Origin of the sequence: Iocasia fonsfrigidae (genome assembly GCF_017751145.1) — a bacterium.
GTDB classification, from domain to species: Bacteria; Bacillota; Halanaerobiia; order Halanaerobiales; family DTU029; genus Iocasia; species Iocasia fonsfrigidae.
On sequence record NZ_CP046640.1, the window covers coordinates 2,536,991 to 2,556,005 of the forward strand.

A 19,015-nucleotide genomic window follows, 5' to 3' on the forward strand; every position below is an offset into this window, starting at 1 on the left:
TTTGTCGAAAAACTCTTTTTCTAACTCATCAGTAATATAATAATATATTTTTTCATAACGATTTTTGTAATCCTAATGTATAACTAAAACAGTTATAATAAAAAAACATGAATATCTAGCCAAACTAGATGCCCATGTCTTGAAAAGCAAAATCTTAAAAGGAAAGGTATTTGCTTATATGAGCATCACCGGTCCATCACCCCGTTTTCCGGATAATAAAATAGAGGAGTATTCCAGATTATTAATGGAGGTAACCAATAAAATATCCAGGCAATTAGGCTGGCCTGGATAAGCTTATTTTTTAATAAATAATATAAAGAAAGGAAAAGAACCTCCATAATAAAGAAGGCTCTTTTCCTATCTACTTTAATACTATTCACCATAAAAAGACTTCTTATAGAGCTCTTTCATGTCTTCAATAGTCGGTTGCTCAGGATTGGTAAGTGTACAAGGGTCTTCCAGGGCATTTTGTGACATTCTATCTAAAACAGCTTCAAAATCATCAGCTGTAAAGTCCATCCAGTCAATATCATTAAAACTGGCAGGTATATTGACCTTTTTGTTTAATTCCCGGATAGCATCAGCTAGACTATCAATACCTAAAAACCTTTCTACATATTCAAATTTCTCCCTGGCAGCCTCATAGTTAAATTCAATTACATATGGTAGTAATATTGCATTTGCCAATCCATGTGTAATATGGAGTTCCCCACCAATCTTATGGGCCAAACTATGAATAATCCCTAAAGAGGCATTGGAAAAAGCCATCCCAGCCATAGTAGAGGCATTGTGCATTTTCTCACGAGCAGTCATATCGTTACCGTCTTTAACTGCATCTGCTAAATATTTAAAGACAAGGTCAATGGCCCTTAAAGCCAATGGGTCTGTATAATCACTGGCATTTGTCGATACAAAGGATTCAACTGCATGAGCCATTACATCCATCCCAGTATTAGCAGTTATATGTGAAGGCATTGTTGCTGGTATTTCTGGATCAATAATTGCTATATCAGGAATAATTTCTGGTGATACAATAGGATATTTTATTTTTTTCTTGCTATCAGTAATTACCGAAAAGGCAGTAATCTCCGAGGCAGTTCCACTTGTTGAAGGAATAGCAATAAATTTAGCCTTCTTCCTTAACTCAGGGATTGAACCAACTTCAATTATATCACTAAACTCCAGTTCAGGGTATTCATAAAACGCCCACATTATCTTAGCTGCATCAAGGGCTGAACCCCCACCAATTGCTATTACCCAGTCTGGTTCAAACTCAAGCATTGCTTTTTTCCCTCTTTCCACAGTTTCAACTGAAGGATTAGGTTCTACACCGTCAACAATTATCGATTTTATTCCGGCCTCTTTTAAGTAATCAACAGTTTTATCAAGAAATCCAAATTTTTTCATAGAACTACCGCCTGTTACTAAAACAGCACGACTACCCTTAAGGTCTTTCAAATATGCCAGCGAATCAGCCTCAAATTCAATGTCTGGTGGTATTAAAAAAGATTTCATAACACTATACATCTCCTTTTGTGATTTATTTAACAAAGCAAAGCTTAAAAAATTGTTTGTTAATTTTTTAACAATATAAGTATAGCATATTTATGTCTGTTTTTCAAGAGCAATTTGTAATTTAATGTAGAAAAAATCCCCTTTTAAAAAAGGGGATTATACTATCGTATGGTTAATACTTTTTAATGATTTTCTACTTTGCGGAATGCTGTTGCAGCAGCTCCTGTTTCATCTCCCAGAGAGGTTCAGAAAGGTCAACGAAATACTTATGTGGGTTTTCAAACCTGACTACTGCATCCCACAAAGTTTCTATTTGCTGCTGACAGTAATGCTTTACCTCTGATAGTTCAGGGCATTTATAAACACAGCTGCCTTTATCAAAAATCTTCTTTAAAAGCCTTTTAGCCTTGAAATTTCGGACTGTCTTTCTTTTCCAGGTGTGTTCAGGGTCAAATAATTCATAGGGTTTACTTTCATCTATAATTTCATCATGCATAGTTAAGACATCAGCCATCGCTTTTCCAGTATCTTTATCAAAAAAACGCCAGACCTGTTTAAACCCAGGATTAGTAATCTTGGCTACATTTTCACTCAATTTTATCCTGGGAACTATCCTGCCATTTTCTTCTATAGCAACTAGCTTATAAACACCACCAAAAACCGGTTCAGATTTGGAGGTTATTAAACGTTCACCAACACCAAACTGATCTACCTCTGCACCCTGTAATAATATATCCCTGATAATGTACTCATCCAGAGAATTAGACGCTACAACCTTACAATCTTCAAATCCTGCCTCATCAAGGGCTTTCCTGGCTTCCCTGGAAAGGTAGGTAATATCACCACTATCTATCCTTATTCCTTGCGGCCTAAACCCCTTAGGTACTATTTCTTCATTAAATACCTTGATGGCATTAGGGATACCTGATTTCAATACATTATATGTATCAACAAGTAAAACACAATTATCAGGATAAACCCTGGCATAAGCCCTGAAGGCATCTAATTCAGAGGGAAAAAGTTGAACCCAGCTGTGAGCCATAGTACCAATGGCTGGAATATTAAATTCCCTCTCAGCAATAGTACAGGCTGTACCGACACATCCACCTATATATGCCGCCCTTGCCCCATAGATAGCTCCATCATAACCATGGGCCCTCCTTGAACCAAATTCCATAACAGCTCGCCCCTGGGCAGCCCTTACTATCCTATTAGCTTTGGTAGCAATCAAACTTTGATGATTTATAGTCAGTAAAATCATAGTTTCAACAAACTGGGCCTCAATAACAGGACCTCTGACAGTTACAACCGGTTCATTGGGAAATATTGGAGTCCCTTCTGGAATAGCCCAGACATCACATCTAAACTCAAAATTTTGTAGATATTCCAGGAATTTTTCACTAAATACCCCTTTACTCCTTAAATATTCAATATCCCTTTCATCAAAACTAAGATTTTTAAAATATTGAATTAGCTGCTCAACACCGGTCATAATAGCAAATCCCCCATTATCCGGAACCTTTCTAAAAAACATGTCAAAATAGGCTATTTTATCACCTAAACCATTCTCTAAATATCCATTTGCCATAGTTAATTCATAGAAATCAGTTAGTAGTGTTAAATTTATTTTGTCCACTAATAATGTGCCTCCTCAAAAAGAAAAATCACCATCTCTATATATAACAATCATTGTAGTATATTACTAACATTATAATACTACCTTACTGACTTGTCAAAACAATAACCATTATTTACAAATTAAAAATCCTCTGAATTTCTTTTACCTTTGAACGGCTAACAACTACCTCTGTCTCCCTCTTATCATTCATTACCACCTGATAATTTCCCTTAAACCAAGGGATAATCTCCTTAACTTTATTTAAATTAATTATATAGCTGCGATGTATCCTTAAAAACTTATGCCTCTGTAGCTTTTCAGCCAATTCACAGAGTGTTGCCGAGACTTCATACTCTTCATCAACAGTTTTAGCATATATCCTGGAACTTTTGGAGTGTAATAAAACAATATCATCATATTTTACTAATTTCAGATGTCCGCGCTTACCCTGTACAGCCAGCTTATTAATTCCTGTATTTTCCCTTTTTTGTTCAGTACCTGCTATCTTATCAATTAAAACCTCTAACTTATCTTTCATTTTCTTATTATAAATTGTTTTTTTAACCTTTTTAATGATTTCACTCAATCTATCTTCTTCATATGGTTTAAGCAAATAATCGACCGCATTAACTGCAAAGGCTTCTACTGCATACTGGTCATAGGCTGTCACAAAGACTATCACAGGCTCAAACTTAGTATCCTTTATCTCCCTGGCCACCTCCATCCCGGTTTTCCCAGGCATTTGAATATCTAAGAATACTAAGTCTGGCTCTGCCTTTTTTATATATTCCAGGGCTTCAAGACCATTTTCGGCCTGATAAAGCAGCTCAACTTCATTGATATTCTCCAGCAAAAAAGCCAGTTCGTTTCGTGCTGGATATTCGTCATCAGCAATAATTGTCCTGATCTTAGTCATAAATAACCCCTTCCATCTAGTAGTTAATGAGTCTGTTCGAAAAGTACCAGTATATATCGCTGGGGATTATACATCCCTTCACTCAACTAACACCACAGGCACTCCGTATTTAAACAAACCATACTAGAACAGTTTAAGGTTGTACCTTAACTTCCTTCAGAGAATATAATCCCCTATTTATATCTTTTCGAACATACACTTAATATTAATTGACTTTTAAAGGAAGTTTAATCTTAACTATAGTCCCCTGTCCTACTTGACTATCAATATCTATACCATATTCTGTACCGCAGATTTTCTGAATTCTTTGATTGGCATTACTTATACCAATACCACAGTCCTGTCCATAACCAGGCTGTAGAATATTTTTAATATATTCTGCTGGAATACCAGCGCCATTATCTTGAACATAAATCAATAAGTTGTGTTCTGCTCTTTCAGCTGTCATAGTTATCTTACCTAGATCAGTTTTATTAGCAAACCCATGCTTGATGGCATTCTCCACCACAGGCTGCAAAACAAAAGGAGGCATCTGACAATTTAATAATTCATCTGCAATTTCTATTTCTATCTCCAGCTTTGAACCAAAACGAGCCTTTTCTATTTCAATATAATAAGAAGTAGATCGTAACTCTTCCTGAAGGGTTACTGACCCCTTATTTTCTTTTAATGTCTGCCGGAAAAACTTAGCCAGTTTTATTAAAAGACCCCTGGCTGCTTGAGGATTGGTCCTACAAAATGAGCTTATAGTATTTAGGGCATTAAAAAGAAAGTGGGGATTAATCTGAGCCTGAAGGGCTTTTAATTCCATCTCTGTTGTCAGTTGAGCCTGTTTCTCCAGATTAGAAATCTGTAACTGTGTGGACAAAAGCCTGGATATTCCCCTGGCCAGTTCTATATCTACCTCTGTAATACTATCTTCCTGGTCTTTATATAATTTAATTACCCCAATAACATCATTATTATGCTTTAAAGGGGCAATAACCGCTGATTTTAAGGTACAGTTTTTTACCGGACAACCCACTTCTTCTTTACTTGCAGCAACAGTCAACCTAGCTGTTTTCAGGACTTCTTTAGTAGCCCTAGTGATCATCGCCTCCCCTGCTTGATGATGGTCTTCTCCCATTCCACAATGGGCCAGTATCTTTTCCCGATCTGTTATTGAAACCGCATTAACCTCGGTTATTTTTAAAATAATTCTAGCTGTTTCCAGTGCTGAATCATAGTTTAACCCATCTCTTAGATAAGATATTGTTTGGTTAGCTATCTTTAAGGCCTTATATGACTGCAGAGCAAGTAACTCCTGCCTCTTTTTCTGATTGTTATGCAGAACATTAATAAATAACATTATCCCCAGGGCATTACTGGTAATCATCGGTAAGGCAATAATCTTTACCAATTCCACAGCTTCATAAAATGGTTGACTTAAATAAGCCACCAATAGCATCTCCAATGATTCAATAAGCACTCCTAATACAAAACTCTCCAGAAGGCTTATTTTATCATAGGACCTATAGTAATAAACCAGGCCTCCTATTAGACCTGCCAGGGTTGTTGATAAGGCACAGGCAACAGCAGTAAATCCACCCAGAAAATAACGGTGTAAACCCCCGATTAAGCCAGCTGAAAAACCAACCAGGGGACCACCGAGCAAGCCGCCAATAACAGCACCAATAGCCCTGATGTTAGCATAAGCACCATGGATATATATTCCTAGATAGGTCCCAGATAGGGATAACAAACCAAAGAAAACTATTAATAGTAATTTATATTTCTTCTGCAGACGGCGTGAAGTTAAACGGGAGAACAAAGAGGTTTCCATTACAAGCAGCCGGGCAGCAACTGCTACAACAGCCATACTCTTAATTAAATCAAATAATAATTGTGTCATAATATATCTCCAATACATTATTATATTTCTATGTTACTTAAAAAATTTTCACCGCCAGGGATTATATATCCCTTAACTCAACGGTAACACCACAGGCACTCCGTATTTAAACAAACCATACTAGAACAGTTTAAGGTTGCACCTTAACTTCGTTCAGGGATATATAATCCCCTATTTATATTTTTTCGAACACACACTTAAAGAATAATAAATTAATTTGTAATTGTCAATTAATAAGCAGTAAAACTCCCTTGTATCATTGTTATTTATCTTCAGATAATGTAAATTAACCTCGATTTTTAACTATTCAGCGGAAATTTATTATTTTATTTAAAAGTTGTTTTATAATAATCATATGTTAACAATAAATTTATAACTTCCATAAGTAGTTAACAAAATACTTTCAAGGAGGATAAATAAACTATGATATCTTTTATGACAGCATTACTGGTCTTAATTCTTGGTTACTGGATTTATGGTAAGATGGTCGAAAGGGTTTTTGGGGCTGACGCAAATCACAAAACCCCAGCATATCTCAAAGAAGACGCAGTAGATTATGTCCCATTAAGCTGGCCTAGGGTTTTTTTGATTCAATTGCTAAACATTGCCGGCCTTGGTCCTATTTTTGGGGCAATTGCTGGAGCATTATTTGGTCCAGCAGCATTTCTATGGATAGTATTGGGGTCTATCTTTGCCGGAGGTGTTCATGATTATCTATCAGGGATGTTATCTGTACGTAATGGAGGAGCCAGTATCTCAGAGATAGTAGGTGAATACTTAGGAGAAGGTGCCCGTAAATTCATGAGAGTCTTTTCCATTATCTTACTGGTTTTAGTTGGAACAGTTTTCATGACTGGTCCAGCTGGATTACTGGCTAATATGACGGGTTTCCACCTTAATTTCTGGTTAGCCATTATAATTGCCTATTACTTCCTGGCAACTGTTTTACCAGTAGATAAGATAATTGCCAAATTTTATCCTGTTTTAGGTGGTTCTTTATTGATTATGGCAGTTGGTATTGCTGGAGGATTAATTATCGGCGACTACAATATCCCTGAAATCACTTTAAGCAACCTTCATCCCCAGGGATTGCCTTTCTGGCCTTTATTATTTGTAACCATAGCCTGTGGAGCTATTAGTGGTTTTCATGCTACCCAATCACCTTTAATGGCTAGATGCTTACAAAATGAAAAACACGGTAGAAAAACCTTCTATGGTGCCATGATTGCCGAAGGTGTAATCGCCCTGATCTGGGCAGCAGCAGCTATGACATTATTTGGTAGTACTGAGGGCCTGGCAACTGCCATGGCCAATAATGGTGGAGCAGCCGGAATCGTAAAACTGGTCAGTGATAATATGTTAGGAGTCTTTGGCGGTATATTAGCTATGTTAGGTGTTATAGCCCTACCTGTAAGTTCTGGTGATACTGCTTTTCGTAGTGCACGCCTGATCCTGGCGGATATCTTTAAGCTAGAACAGACCAATAAGGCCAATAGATTCAAATTGGCTATACCAATGTTTATTATTGGAATCATTCTATCCCAGATGGATTTTAGCATAATCTGGCGTTATTTTGCCTGGTCTAACCAAACACTAGCTATGATAGCCCTCTGGGCAGGAGCAGCCTATTTAAAATTAAACAAGAGATTTCACTGGATAGCCAGTATACCTGCTACCTTTATGACTGCTGTTTCTATCTCCTATATTATAATTGCCCCTGAAGGGCTTGGTATCCAGGGTCCAATATCATCTATCATTGGTATTCTAGCAGCCCTGACTGCTCTAGTAACTTTCCTTATTAAAGGGGGAGAAAAAGTTCAGATTGATAATAAGGCGGCTTAAAGAACAATGCTTAAAACTTAATATAAAAATTGCAAAAGGGATAAAAAAATTATCCCTTTTGCAATGATATATTGAAAGTTTGATTTATATAAATATCCTAGTCACAGATGACTATCATATCAGGCTGCTCAATATTTTTATCTTCTTGTTTATGCCTGAATATAAATAAAAAGCCAGTATCTAATTAAATTAATTCTAAAAAGTCCCCTCAACATTCAGGACCTTATTTCCACTTGCCTTTTTATTAAAACTTGAATTATCAATTCTTTCCTGTAATTTTTCATAAAAGAGGTCTTCATCTATGGGCAGGTCTACCCAGTCATCAGTCCAGGAGGATAAAAGCATTGCATTTGACAGCATTAAAGCATTGATTCCCTCTTCACCAGGTGCTATTAAGCTACTACCATTTAAGATTGCAGCCACCCAGTTGTTCAGAATTCCAATATGTTCTGGATTATCCCCATCTATAGGTATTTCACATTCCCAACATTCCGGCTGTCCAAATCCCCCCTGATATTCTTTGTTAAACTGTCTTTCTGGGGTCCGCAACCTCCTGAAAGTAAGTCTATCCCCTTCAACAATAATTTTTCCTCTGTTACCTGCGATTTCAAAACGATTTGTTTCTGGAGAGATACCAGTAGATGTGACAAAAACACCAGTAGCACCATTTTCATATTCTACATAAGCAGTTACATCATCTTCTACTTCAATATCATGATATTTACCAAAATGTGAAAAGGCACGTACTCTTACAGGCATACCACAGGTCCACTGCCAGATATCAAGCTGGTGTGGATCCTGGTTTAATAAAACACCACCACCTTCCCCTTTCCAGGTAGCCCTCCAGCCCCCATGATCATAATAACTTTGTGGACGGTACCAATCAATTACCCAGTTAGTTCTCTTGATTTCACCAAGTTCTCCTGCATCCAGTAAATCCTTTAATTTCCGGTAGATAGGCCTAGTCCTTTGATTATACATAATAGAGAATACTTTATCAGCTTTAGCCGCTACTTCATTCATTTTACGAACTGCCTTAGTATAAACACCTGCCGGTTTTTCAATCATTACATGTAAACCATGTCCAAAACCCTCAATCGCCAGTGCTGGATGATGATAATGAGGGGTGGCAATAATAACCCCCTCTATATCAGCATCTCTATAAAAATCATCTGTATTATTAAAAAGTTCTACTTCATTACCCAACTCTTCCCGGGCCCAATCAAGTCTGGTCTGATCAAGGTCACATACTGCTGTAAGCAGGGCATTTTTCACCTTCCCTTTAATTATATTAACTGCATGACTGCTGCCCATGTTACCAAGACTAATAATTCCAATTTTTACCTTATTCATTGTTTAAGCTCCTCCTTAATTCCCGTCTGTATCTCATCAATAAGTTCCATAAAACGTTTTCCATATTCTACATAGGTATTATATTTAGCATCTTCTTCACTAATATCATTATTTTCATGATAAACCATACCCATATGTGGTTCTATAGAAAAACCACCATCATAACCATTTTTCAGTAGGTCCTTAACTATCCTTTTTACTTCTCCATCTCCCTCTCCTGGAAAAGTATATTCCATCTCCGGAAAGATACCATCAGTATCTTTCAGAAAGCGGCCATCTTTAATGTGAACATATTTAATATGGTCTTTTAATTGTTGATAAGCCTCCCAGGAAGTCTGTTTTTTATATGGAAGTTTACCTATTCTATTATCAGCCATTAAGGGATTACCAGTATCAAAAACAATCTTAAAATATGGAGAGTCCACTCTATCCAGTAATTTATTCATGTGCTCATAAGACTGGGAAAAATAGTTCATACAATTTTCATGAACATATATAATTCCGTTTTCTTCACACATTTTAACTAAAATATTCAACCTATCAATTATCTTTTCTTCTAAGTCAGGATTTACCGGTGGTAGGTTTTTAAGAATACCAAAACTCATCCCCCTGATCATCCTGGTGCCTAACTTTTTCATTCTGGGAATTGCCCTTGCTAACTCTGTAATACTAGTTTTAAATGACTGCTCATCTCTAGGGTCTTTAGCCCAATTAGCTACAGTACTGCCAAAACAATTTACTTTAATACCATTTTCCTGAAGTTTTTGATAGACCTCTGCAAACTCTTCATCAGAAATATCAGTAATATTACAACTATCAATATTCCTTGCTTCGATATTTTTCCATTCCAATTCTTTTGTCGCCTCTATTTGCCTATTAATCGAAATAGCAGCTTCATCTGCAAAACCTGAATAATACATTTTAATCCCCCTTATTTTATGTTTTTAAAATCTAATAATTAGTTCATAATATAATTATAAATCATTTTTTCGATAAAAACAAAACACCCTTGTTGTTACAGAGGAAACATAATTTTTAGAATAAATCTTAATTGTAACAGGTAAAATAAGCAAAGTAAATCTAATTTCCACAAGAAGGTGTTCATTATATGAAATATTATCAAGAGAAAATTGAAGAGATTTTTTCCACATTAAATACCGATATAGAAGGCCTTTCCAATAAAGAAGCCGAGAAAAGATTAACAAAATATGGAGAAAACAAGCTATCAGTTAAAAAAGAACGTAGTAAATTACTTCTTTTCTTTTCACAATTTAAAGATATATTAACAATTATGTTATTAGTAGCGTCTACTTTATCCTTATTTATCGGTAGTTACCGTGATGCAGGTATCATGCTTGCCATAGTAATTATTAATGTTATAGTGGGTTTTGCTCAGGAAAATAAGGCTGAAGCAATCATGTCTTCCCTAAAAAAACTCGTTCAATCGCCTGCTAAAGTTTACAGAGATAAAAAAATTCAAAAACTTAAACAGGAGAAAATAGTACCGGGTGATATTGTAGTTCTGGAAGAAGGAGATAAAACCCCAGCAGATTTAAGGATTATAGAGGCATTTAACCTCAGAATTAATGAAGTATCATTAACGGGTGAATCTTTACCCCAGGAAAAACATAGTAACTGTCTTAAGGAAGAGAGTTCTCTAGGTGACCAGGCTAATATGGCTTTTCTGGGAACTAATGTAGCTTCTGGCTCAGCTAAAGGGGTAGTAGTCAGAACTGGCATGGAAACAGAAATGGGGAAAATAGCCTCTTTAACCCAAGAAGAAAACAAATCACAAACACCCTTACAAAAAGAGCTAGGAGTTGTAGCCAGTAGACTGGCTATTTTTGCCATAATAATTGGATTTATCTTATTTGGAATAAGTCTATACCGGGGACTAGGCCTATACTTTGCTCTACTTTACGGACTAGGGATTACAGTTGCTATTGTCCCCCAGGCCCTGCCTATGCAGATCACAGTAGCACTTTCCCAGGGGGTAGACCGTCTTGCCCAGAAAAATGCTGTTGTAAAAAAACTCTCTTCTGCTGAAACCCTCGGTTCAACAAATGTTATTGCTACTGATAAAACTGGTACCCTTACCAAAAATGAGATGACTGTTAAAACTGTCTGGTTTGACGGTAAAGAGTATGAGATTACTGGACTGGGGTACCAACCTGAGGGGGATATCCTTGACCAAAATGGCAAAGCACTGGATAAAAAAGAAATTGAAAAACTCTCCTGTTTATTTGAGGCTGCAACAATGGCCTCTAATGCAGAAATTCACCCACCAGATGAAAACCATGCTAACTGGTATCCCATAGGTGATCCTACTGAGGCCGCTTTAATAACACTTTCAACCAAGCTAGGTGTACGTTCACCTAATGAAGATAAAGAAAACCCGGAAATACATGAATTCAGTTTTGATTCCAAGCGTAAAAGAATGAGTTCGATCAGGGAAATTGAGGATAAAAACATTTTAACTATGAAAGGTGCTATTAATAGCATCCTCACAATTACAAGACATATCTATTGTGATGGTAAAAAAGTAACCATTACTGAAAAAGATAAAAAAGAGCTAAATAAATTAAATGAAAAATACTCAAAAAATGCCATGCGGGTACTGGCTGTTGCCTACCGCAGACTAGAACAGAGTGAAAAAGATTATGTGATAGAGGAAATTGAGAGGGATGTTGTTTTTCTGGGTCTAGTCGCCATGATTGACCCCCCTAAAGAAGGGGTCAAAGAAGCAATTGCTGATGCCCATACTGCCCAGATAGACACCTTTATCATGACCGGAGACCATGCTATTACCGCTAAAGCCATTGGAGAAGAGATAAATTTAGGTGCAGGAAAGGATATACCTGTTTTTACCAGTAAAGAACTAAACGACATTTCAGACAATAAATTAAAAAAAATAATGCAGCAACATAAATCCTTAATTTTTTCCCGGGTCTCACCTGAAGATAAACTACGTATCGTCAAAAATCTGAAAGAACAAAATAAAATCGTAGCTGTTACTGGAGATGGGGTTAATGATGCTCCGGCACTGAAAAGTGCCCATATCGGTGTTGCCATGGGGCAAATGGGTACCGATGTCTCCAAAGAAGCAGCAGAACTTGTACTACTCGATGACAGTTACCCCACACTGGTACAGGCCATTAAAGAAGGAAGAACCATCTATAATAATCTAAAAAAAACAGTGCTGGCTTCCCTGACAACCAATGGTGCTGAACTGGCAATTGTTCTTTTTGGGTTAATTGCTTCTACCCTACTGGACTGGCCGATACCTATCCTCGCCATTCAGATCCTCTCTATTGACTTATTAGCAGAAATCTTACCGTTAACTGCCCTAACCTTTGACCCTGCTTCCAGAGATTTGATGATTAGAGCACCCCGGGATAAAGATGAACATATGCTTAATACCAGTACTGTTCTTGAAGTAGGCTTTTTAGGCCTCCTTATGGGACTACTGGCTTTTATAAACTACTACATCTTTGCTAGTGGAAGAGTAAATTTTACAGCTGAACACCCTTTATACCCAAGGGCCACAACGATAACATATTTAACCATTGTTATCTGCCAATTTATCAATATTATGTCCAGACGGTACAAATTTAGCTCAATATTCAGTAGTAATTTCTTTAGTAATCGGAAAATGATTTACTCTTTAATTATCTCTATCGCACTGGTTCTGCTAGTTATCTATACACCGATAAATTCCTATCTTGAATTTACTCCCCCTTTAACAACAGACTGGCTACTAATTTTCACTGCAGGGGCTATTTATTTACTAAGTTTCGAAGTAATAAAATGGTTTAAGAGGAAAAACAAATTATAAAAGGACCTTATCTTTTTTAATAAGATCCTTTTTCATGGAAGTATTTATATATAAATAAATATATTAGAAATTAACACCAGATGATAATATTATATTAGCATATGCTGTTGTTTCCCCACTTCTAACTACAGCCTTAGCCTCTTTAGTCATTTCTTTGAAGTCCTGGTAGCTAACCTTTATGATTATAAACATCCCATCCCAGGTAATTATTAAAAGCCTCTTCCAGTATATCAGCCACAGAAGAGAGATTAATTGCTACATGGTGTTCAAAACCATTTGAACAAATATAATTCATCAACTTTTGTAAACCGGCAACCCTGGCAACCCCCCAGGAGCCAAATGTATCTAATGACTCTTCTGTTATCTCACCTTCAGCAAGATAAACCTGTATCTTACCAGTAGTATCATCAGTACTAACCCTGGCAAAGCTAATCTCATCAGCTTTAATCCTACCCTCAATAGCACCATAGGTATTTTCCTGTCCCAGTGTTGAACCCAGTATTTCAGGGTAATTTACTTTAGGACACTCATTACCTGAACAAGAGTAAATATCCCTGGCAAAATTACCACAATGGAAGATCACTGCTTTATCAGGGGCATTCTGATAATTATTATTCCAATCTACAATACCACTGGGTAGTTTTGAAGCAGCCTGGAGGGCATACATACTCAAAGCCCCCATAACATCACTTTCACAAGCAGATGGCACACCTTCATTAGATAAGATGCTCATCACTGTACAGGGGTTGATACCCAACGCTCCCTGAAGGGAATCCCAGCATTGAAAAGCTACTGCATCTATTTCATTATCAACAACCCAATCCCGGTAGACCAACAGTAATTTGGCCATTTTCAGTAGAGAATCCCCAGGAACACTATCAATATTCAGATATGACTCTATTTCTTTTAATCCCTCTTTAACCCTCTGTTCACTGTCTTCCAGCAATTCAATTCTATTCATTAAATCAAGTAACCCAATAGGTTCAACAAATATTCCATTATGCTGTAGTATTTTTTCACTAAAACGTACGGTATTAAAATCAGCCGGTCTGGCCCCAATTAAACCTATTCTGGCTCCTTTAATCTTATCAAAGACATTACATACCCCAATAAATTTGTCCAGGTCATCCTGGAACTGCTCTATATCAGGGTCAATAGTATGTGAACTGGTCAGGGTATAATTAATACCATACTGTCTTAAATTATTACAGACCGATATCTTACCACAAAAACTATCTCTCCGATGAATATAATCCATTTTTTCAATATCATCAGAAAAGGCATGAACTAGTACTGGTACATCCAAACCGCTCATTTTAATAGTTTCTACAATACTTTTTTCATCACCAAAATTAGGCAGAGTAACAATAATCCCTTTAATTTTTTCACTATGTTTTTTAAATAAAGCAGCACTTTTGCGGGCATCATCCCTGTTCTGGACACTACCGTAAACCCCTTCATCCTCATCAAGGATAATAGGATTAATACCCTTCGATTCCAGAATAGGTAATAATCTCTCTCTACCTTCCTTACATAATTCATCAGCGAAAAAATCCCGGTTACCAATTATCACACCTAAAGTAATCTTATCCATAGATAACTCCTCCATCTTTAGTTTTAAACCTATATATTTATAAAGTTTTATTTGCCATTAACCTGCATAGCTGCCTTCTTTTCCATCCTATTTTGTAATTGATCAACAATAACAGCTGTTACAATTACTATTCCTTTAATAACCATCTGCCAGAATTCTGAAACACCCATCATTACCAATCCATCACCTAAAACACCAATTACAAAAGCACCAACTATGGTACCTCCAATCTTACCAACACCACCACTGAGTGATGTCCCACCCAGTACTGTAGCTGCTATTGCACTCATCTCCCAGGTCTCACCTGTAGCAGGATGAGAAGCAACTAATTCTGAAGCAACTATTAGACCAACAATAGCACACATTAAACCAGAGAACATATAGACAAACATCTTTGTTTTCTTAACCTTAATTCCAGAAATTTTAGCCGCCTTTTCATTACCACCTATAGCGTAAATATGCCACCCAAGTGGTGTCTTTTTAGAGATATAGACTGCAATCAGTGCTACAACAAACAATATCCAGATTTGATTTGGTATACCAAGTATTCTCCCTGAACCCAATACCGGAAAACCTGTATTACCTAGTTCAGTTTTACCAATCAAATTGGAGAAAGTTCCACCACCTGACCTGAGCATAGCAAAACCCCTGGCAATATAAAGAGTACCCAGTGTTGCTATAAAAGGAGGTACATTAAAACGGCTAATTAAAAAACCATTAAAGGCACCTGCTAAAACACCCAGAGCCAGTGTAATCAGGGCAATTATAAATACATTAAAATAAATAGCTACACCAAACATTGGTAAAACCAGCCCCTGATTTATTAAACCACCAGCAATCATAGCGGAAAGTCCAACAATTGAACCAACAGATAAATCAATACCACCACTGATAATTACAAAGGTCATCCCAATAGCTAATAAGGCATACTGAGCCACATGTTTTGTCATAATAAATACATTGGTAACTGATAAAAAGTTGGGAACAAAAATACTAAAGAAGATAATCAATAATATTAAGGCAATAAATGTCCTCATCTTCATTAGAAGCATTCCCAGAGTCATATCGCCAAATAACCCTTTTTTATTGTCAAGTAAAGATATGTTCATAGTTATATACTCCCTCTTCAATTATTTTTCAACAGAATGTCCAACTGATGACGCCCTAACTAATTTTTCCTCTGTCATTTCAGCCCTGGTAAATTCACCTGTTATTTTACCTTCAGACATAACAATAACCCTATCAGATACGGCCATAATCTGTTTTAGCTCTGAAGCAACAAATATTATCCCTAATCCCTGTGAAGCAAGTTCATCCATTATCTTAAATACATCTTCCTTGGCCCCAACATCTATCCCCCGGGTAGGTTCATCTAAAAGTAAAACCTCTGGTTCTGTTAAAATACCCTTACCTATAACTACCTTCTGTTGATTGCCACCACTCAATGAATCAACAGTTAAATCCATGTCTGCTACTTTAATAGCTAAATCTTCAATCATTCTATTGACAGCGTTATTAACTTCATTATCCACCAGATGGAAGCCCCTACAAAATTTTGCTAAACTGGATAAGGTAGTATTCTTTTTGACAGATAATACTGGGACCAATCCCTCAGTCTGTCTGTTTTCAGGAATATGTGCTAATCCATGTTTGATCTGGCCGCTTATCGAGCTGATTTTACACTTTTCTCCCTTTAAATAAATACTATTATCTATCTCAGTGTGAAACCCCATTAAGGTCTCCAATAGTTCTGTTCGTCCAGCCCCGAGCAAACCATAAATACCCAGTATTTCCCCTTTATGTAGAGAAAATGAAACATGGTCTACCAGATAACCACCTGCTGGATCAGGTAGAATTACAGAGTCAGCCCTCAATACCTCTTCATCACTAACCACATGTTTCATATCTATATCCAGGATTTCACGGCCCAACATTTTATTAACAATCCAGCTAATATCAATCTCACTTACTTTTCTCTCATCTATTTTTAGACCATCCCGCAGTACTGTTATATAATCAGCAATATTTATTATCTCCTCTAATCTATGTGAGATATATACTATTGAGATCCCTTCTTTTTTAAGGTCATTAATTATCTTAAACAATATCTCAACCTCAGATGAACTTAATGAAGATGTTGGTTCATCCATAATTAAGACATGTAGGTTATCCTGTAATAAACTCTTGGCTATCTCCACAATCTGCTGCTGACCTGCCCTAAGGTTACCAACCTTTGTCTGGGGATCAATATCCTGTTTTAATCTATCCAGAACAGCCCTGGTCTCTTGATAATGTTTCTTCTGATCAAGCATAAGTCCGTGCTTAACACTCTCTCTGGTCATAAAAAGATTTTGAGCAACTGTTAAGTCTTCAAAGAGATTTAATTCCTGATGGATAATACCTATTCCCTTCTGTTGGGCATCACGGGTACTAAAAAAAGTTGTTTCTTCTCCATTCAGGTAGATACAACCCTCATTAGGTCTTATTACACCAGCAATTATCTTCATTAAGGTAGATTTACCAGCACCATTTTCACCAACCAGGGCATTGACTTTACCCCGATATATATTAAAATCAACATCATTTAAAGCAATTGTACCAGGATAAATTTTTTTTATCCCCCTGGTACTTAGACAAATTTCACTGCTGTAATCCCCTTGTTCCTTTAATTTTTGGTTCATTATTTTCTTCCTCCTATTACTTCTATTTTCACAGGGGTCAGAACAATTTCAGAAGATTGGACAACAAACACACCTTGAAAATCTATCACACTACCCTCTAATTCCTCAAAATTAATATTCTGCAGAAATTCCTTATTAATCTTCTTATTTATTGCTGTAGAAAATTTGGCATATTCTATCTGATTACCAAAATTATTAAATGAAATATAGTTAAGTGAATCTCTGATCGAACTGCCTCGAATAACTGGTCCTATCTGTATTGTTAAATCCTGATTTTGGTCAAATGGTTCTACATCAAGATCTATGGTTCCATTACGTGATTCAGTATTAACAGATAAAATTTTACCCTTACCTTTAACAATGAACTTCCATGGTTTTCCAGGTGCTTCTTTGATACCATATTTCTCACCAGCTGTATCAAGGTCTTTATCTATTTCATTTATAACTAGATTAATATTAACAGCTCCATTATTTATATAAGAAATAATTTTATCATTCCAGACAGAATTGACATAATCTTCCAGTTCTCTTTCCTCACCATTTATAGTAACCATTGTTTCATTTTCAGAAGTACTATCTTTATTTAGTTCAACAACTGTCCATAATCGGCATGAACTTAACACCATCATAGAACAAGCTAATAAAATAATAAGTAAAATATACTTTAAAAAATTATTTTTAAGTTTCATTATTATTCACCTGCAATATTAGTAATATAATTCATTAAATTAAAAATCTTTTTACTACAGGGATGATTAACAATCATCCCTGTAGTTTAAACACCTATCTATTATTCTAATTTAAAGTCCTTTAGTCTATGGGCATTTTCTTCCGTTATCAAAGTACAGTCAAGAAGTTGTTTTTCCTGAACACCAGTAGAACCAGTTCTAAGGTATTTATCTGCCTGTTCAACTGCTAATTGAGCCCCTAAATAACAAGGCTGTAGTGCTGTTGCCTTGATATCACCATTCATAATTGATTCTGCAACATCATTACTACCATCAAAACCAACAACAATCACATCACCCATACCAGCAGCTTTTAAAGCGGCCATGGCACCCATGGCCATAGTGTCATTACCACAGATTACACCCTTAATATTATCATTAGCCTGAATAATAGATTCCATTTTAGTAAAGGCCTCAGTCTGACTCCAGTTAGCACTCTGCTGGGCAATCATTTTCATATCTGGATACTGATCTATTTCTTCATGGAAACCCTGTGAACGTACCTGGGCATTTGTATCAGATGATTTACCGACTAATTCAACATAGTTCCCTTTTTCACCCATGAGTTCTACAAATTTTTGACCTACCAGTTTAGCCCCCTGATAGTTATTCGAAACTATCTGAGAAACAGCCACACCACTGGCATTAATTTCCCGGTCAATAAGGAAGGTTGGAATACCTGCATCCTTGGCTTTCTGAACCGGAGCAATAGTAGCCTCTGCACCTGCATTATCACAGATAATAGCTGCAGCACCCCTGGCTATTGCTGTGTCAAATAATTCATTCTGTTTACTTACTGAATCATCATGAACCAGACTCAATGTTTCATAACCTAATTCCTTAGCTTTCTCCTCTGCAGCAACTGCCTCAGTCTTAAAGAATGGATTATCATGTGATGGTGTAATAATCACAATCAGCCCTTTATCTTCTGCCTGAACAACACCTATTAATAAACTAAGCATCAAGAGACCAACACATAATAATAAAATGCTTTTTCTCATTATTTTTCCCCCTATTTTTTAATAATTACTCCATATACTTA

At 36.4% G+C, this 19,015-nt stretch carries 13 protein-coding genes and 1 pseudogene; 2 read left to right on the plus strand and 12 right to left on the minus strand.

Annotated elements, in window-relative coordinates; genetic code table 11:
* Positions 1-372: 372 nt before the first annotated feature.
* From GM661_RS12205 to GM661_RS12220, 4 genes are all read right to left on the minus strand, one after another.
* Positions 373-1,515 (minus strand): iron-containing alcohol dehydrogenase, encoded by a 1,143-nt coding sequence (locus GM661_RS12205; protein WP_230867081.1) that lies wholly within the window; start codon positions 1,513-1,515, stop codon positions 373-375.
* A gap of 193 nt (positions 1,516-1,708) precedes the next feature.
* Complete coding sequence (locus GM661_RS12210) at positions 1,709-3,151, minus strand: nicotinate phosphoribosyltransferase (protein WP_230867082.1); 1,443 nt, start codon at positions 3,149-3,151, stop codon at positions 1,709-1,711.
* Between the two features lie 115 nt (positions 3,152-3,266).
* Positions 3,267-4,049 (minus strand): LytR/AlgR family response regulator transcription factor, encoded by a 783-nt coding sequence (locus GM661_RS12215; RefSeq protein WP_230867083.1) that lies wholly within the window; start codon positions 4,047-4,049, stop codon positions 3,267-3,269.
* 205 nt (positions 4,050-4,254) lie between these two features.
* A complete protein-coding gene (locus GM661_RS12220; protein ID WP_230867084.1) occupies positions 4,255-5,940 on the minus strand; it encodes a LytS/YhcK type 5TM receptor domain-containing protein in 1,686 nt (561 codons plus the stop codon).
* Positions 5,941-6,363: 423 nt separating this feature from the next.
* On the opposite strand from GM661_RS12220, the gene GM661_RS12225 reads away from it, so the two are divergent.
* The gene (locus GM661_RS12225; RefSeq protein ID WP_230867085.1) at positions 6,364-7,782 is read left to right on the plus strand and encodes a carbon starvation CstA family protein; all 1,419 of its coding nucleotides are present in this window, start codon (positions 6,364-6,366) and stop codon (positions 7,780-7,782) included.
* Between the two features lie 195 nt (positions 7,783-7,977).
* Here the strand turns inward: GM661_RS12225 and GM661_RS12230 are convergent, their stop codons facing one another.
* Positions 7,978-9,135: a Gfo/Idh/MocA family protein gene (locus tag GM661_RS12230; protein WP_230867086.1), complete on the minus strand. Its 1,158-nt coding sequence runs from the start codon at positions 9,133-9,135 to the stop codon at positions 7,978-7,980.
* Positions 9,132-10,055, minus strand: a complete 924-nt coding sequence (locus GM661_RS12235; protein WP_230867087.1) for a sugar phosphate isomerase/epimerase family protein — start codon at positions 10,053-10,055, stop codon at positions 9,132-9,134. Before GM661_RS12235 ends, GM661_RS12230 begins: the two co-directional genes overlap by 4 nt.
* A gap of 188 nt (positions 10,056-10,243) precedes the next feature.
* Here GM661_RS12235 and GM661_RS12240 point away from each other — a divergent pair, with 188 nt between their 5' ends.
* Positions 10,244-12,970 (plus strand): cation-translocating P-type ATPase, encoded by a 2,727-nt coding sequence (locus GM661_RS12240; RefSeq protein WP_230867088.1) that lies wholly within the window; start codon positions 10,244-10,246, stop codon positions 12,968-12,970.
* A 63-nt stretch (positions 12,971-13,033) separates the two neighbouring features.
* On the opposite strand, the pseudogene GM661_RS12245 reads toward GM661_RS12240, so the two are convergent.
* From GM661_RS12245 to GM661_RS12270, 6 genes and pseudogenes are all read right to left on the minus strand, one after another.
* Positions 13,034-13,144 (minus strand): annotated as a pseudogene (locus tag GM661_RS12245) (RbsD/FucU domain-containing protein); the annotation flags it as partial.
* Entirely contained in the window at positions 13,140-14,564 is a 1,425-nt protein-coding gene (locus tag GM661_RS12250) for an L-fucose/L-arabinose isomerase family protein (RefSeq protein WP_230867090.1), read from the minus strand. The gene GM661_RS12250 and the pseudogene GM661_RS12245, both read right to left, overlap by 5 nt.
* A gap of 47 nt (positions 14,565-14,611) precedes the next feature.
* Positions 14,612-15,673 carry an ABC transporter permease gene (locus GM661_RS12255; RefSeq protein ID WP_230867091.1) on the minus strand — a complete coding sequence of 354 codons (1,062 nt, stop codon included), beginning with the start codon at positions 15,671-15,673 and terminating at the stop codon, positions 14,612-14,614.
* A gap of 21 nt (positions 15,674-15,694) precedes the next feature.
* Entirely contained in the window at positions 15,695-17,245 is a 1,551-nt protein-coding gene (locus tag GM661_RS12260; protein WP_230867092.1) for a sugar ABC transporter ATP-binding protein, read from the minus strand.
* Positions 17,245-17,934, minus strand: a complete 690-nt coding sequence (locus GM661_RS12265) for a DUF2291 family protein (protein WP_230867093.1) — start codon at positions 17,932-17,934, stop codon at positions 17,245-17,247. The genes GM661_RS12260 and GM661_RS12265 overlap by 1 nt, the downstream gene beginning before the upstream one ends.
* Positions 17,935-18,035: 101 nt before the next feature.
* Positions 18,036-18,974: a D-ribose ABC transporter substrate-binding protein gene (locus GM661_RS12270; protein WP_230867094.1), complete on the minus strand. Its 939-nt coding sequence runs from the start codon at positions 18,972-18,974 to the stop codon at positions 18,036-18,038.
* Positions 18,975-19,015: the final 41 nt, after the last annotated feature.

Excerpts from the sequence above, each read along its gene's own strand:
- GM661_RS12205 (WP_230867081.1), bottom strand. The coding sequence starts at position 1,515 with ATGAAATCTTTTTTAATACCACCAGACATTGAATTTGAGGCTGATTCG.
- GM661_RS12235 (WP_230867087.1), bottom strand. The coding sequence starts at position 10,055 with ATGTATTATTCAGGTTTTGCAGATGAAGCTGCTATTTCGATTAATAGG.
- GM661_RS12230 (WP_230867086.1), bottom strand. The coding sequence starts at position 9,135 with ATGAATAAGGTAAAAATTGGAATTATTAGTCTTGGTAACATGGGCAGC.
- GM661_RS12255 (WP_230867091.1), bottom strand. The coding sequence starts at position 15,673 with ATGAACATATCTTTACTTGACAATAAAAAAGGGTTATTTGGCGATATG.
- GM661_RS12270 (WP_230867094.1), bottom strand. The coding sequence starts at position 18,974 with ATGAGAAAAAGCATTTTATTATTATGTGTTGGTCTCTTGATGCTTAGT.
- GM661_RS12250 (WP_230867090.1), bottom strand. The coding sequence starts at position 14,564 with ATGGATAAGATTACTTTAGGTGTGATAATTGGTAACCGGGATTTTTTC.
- GM661_RS12260 (WP_230867092.1), bottom strand. The coding sequence starts at position 17,245 with ATGAACCAAAAATTAAAGGAACAAGGGGATTACAGCAGTGAAATTTGT.
- GM661_RS12220 (WP_230867084.1), bottom strand. The coding sequence starts at position 5,940 with ATGACACAATTATTATTTGATTTAATTAAGAGTATGGCTGTTGTAGCA.
- GM661_RS12215 (WP_230867083.1), bottom strand. The coding sequence starts at position 4,049 with ATGACTAAGATCAGGACAATTATTGCTGATGACGAATATCCAGCACGA.
- GM661_RS12240 (WP_230867088.1), top strand. The coding sequence starts at position 10,244 with ATGAAATATTATCAAGAGAAAATTGAAGAGATTTTTTCCACATTAAAT.
- GM661_RS12265 (WP_230867093.1), bottom strand. The coding sequence starts at position 17,934 with ATGAAACTTAAAAATAATTTTTTAAAGTATATTTTACTTATTATTTTA.
- GM661_RS12225 (WP_230867085.1), top strand. The coding sequence starts at position 6,364 with ATGATATCTTTTATGACAGCATTACTGGTCTTAATTCTTGGTTACTGG.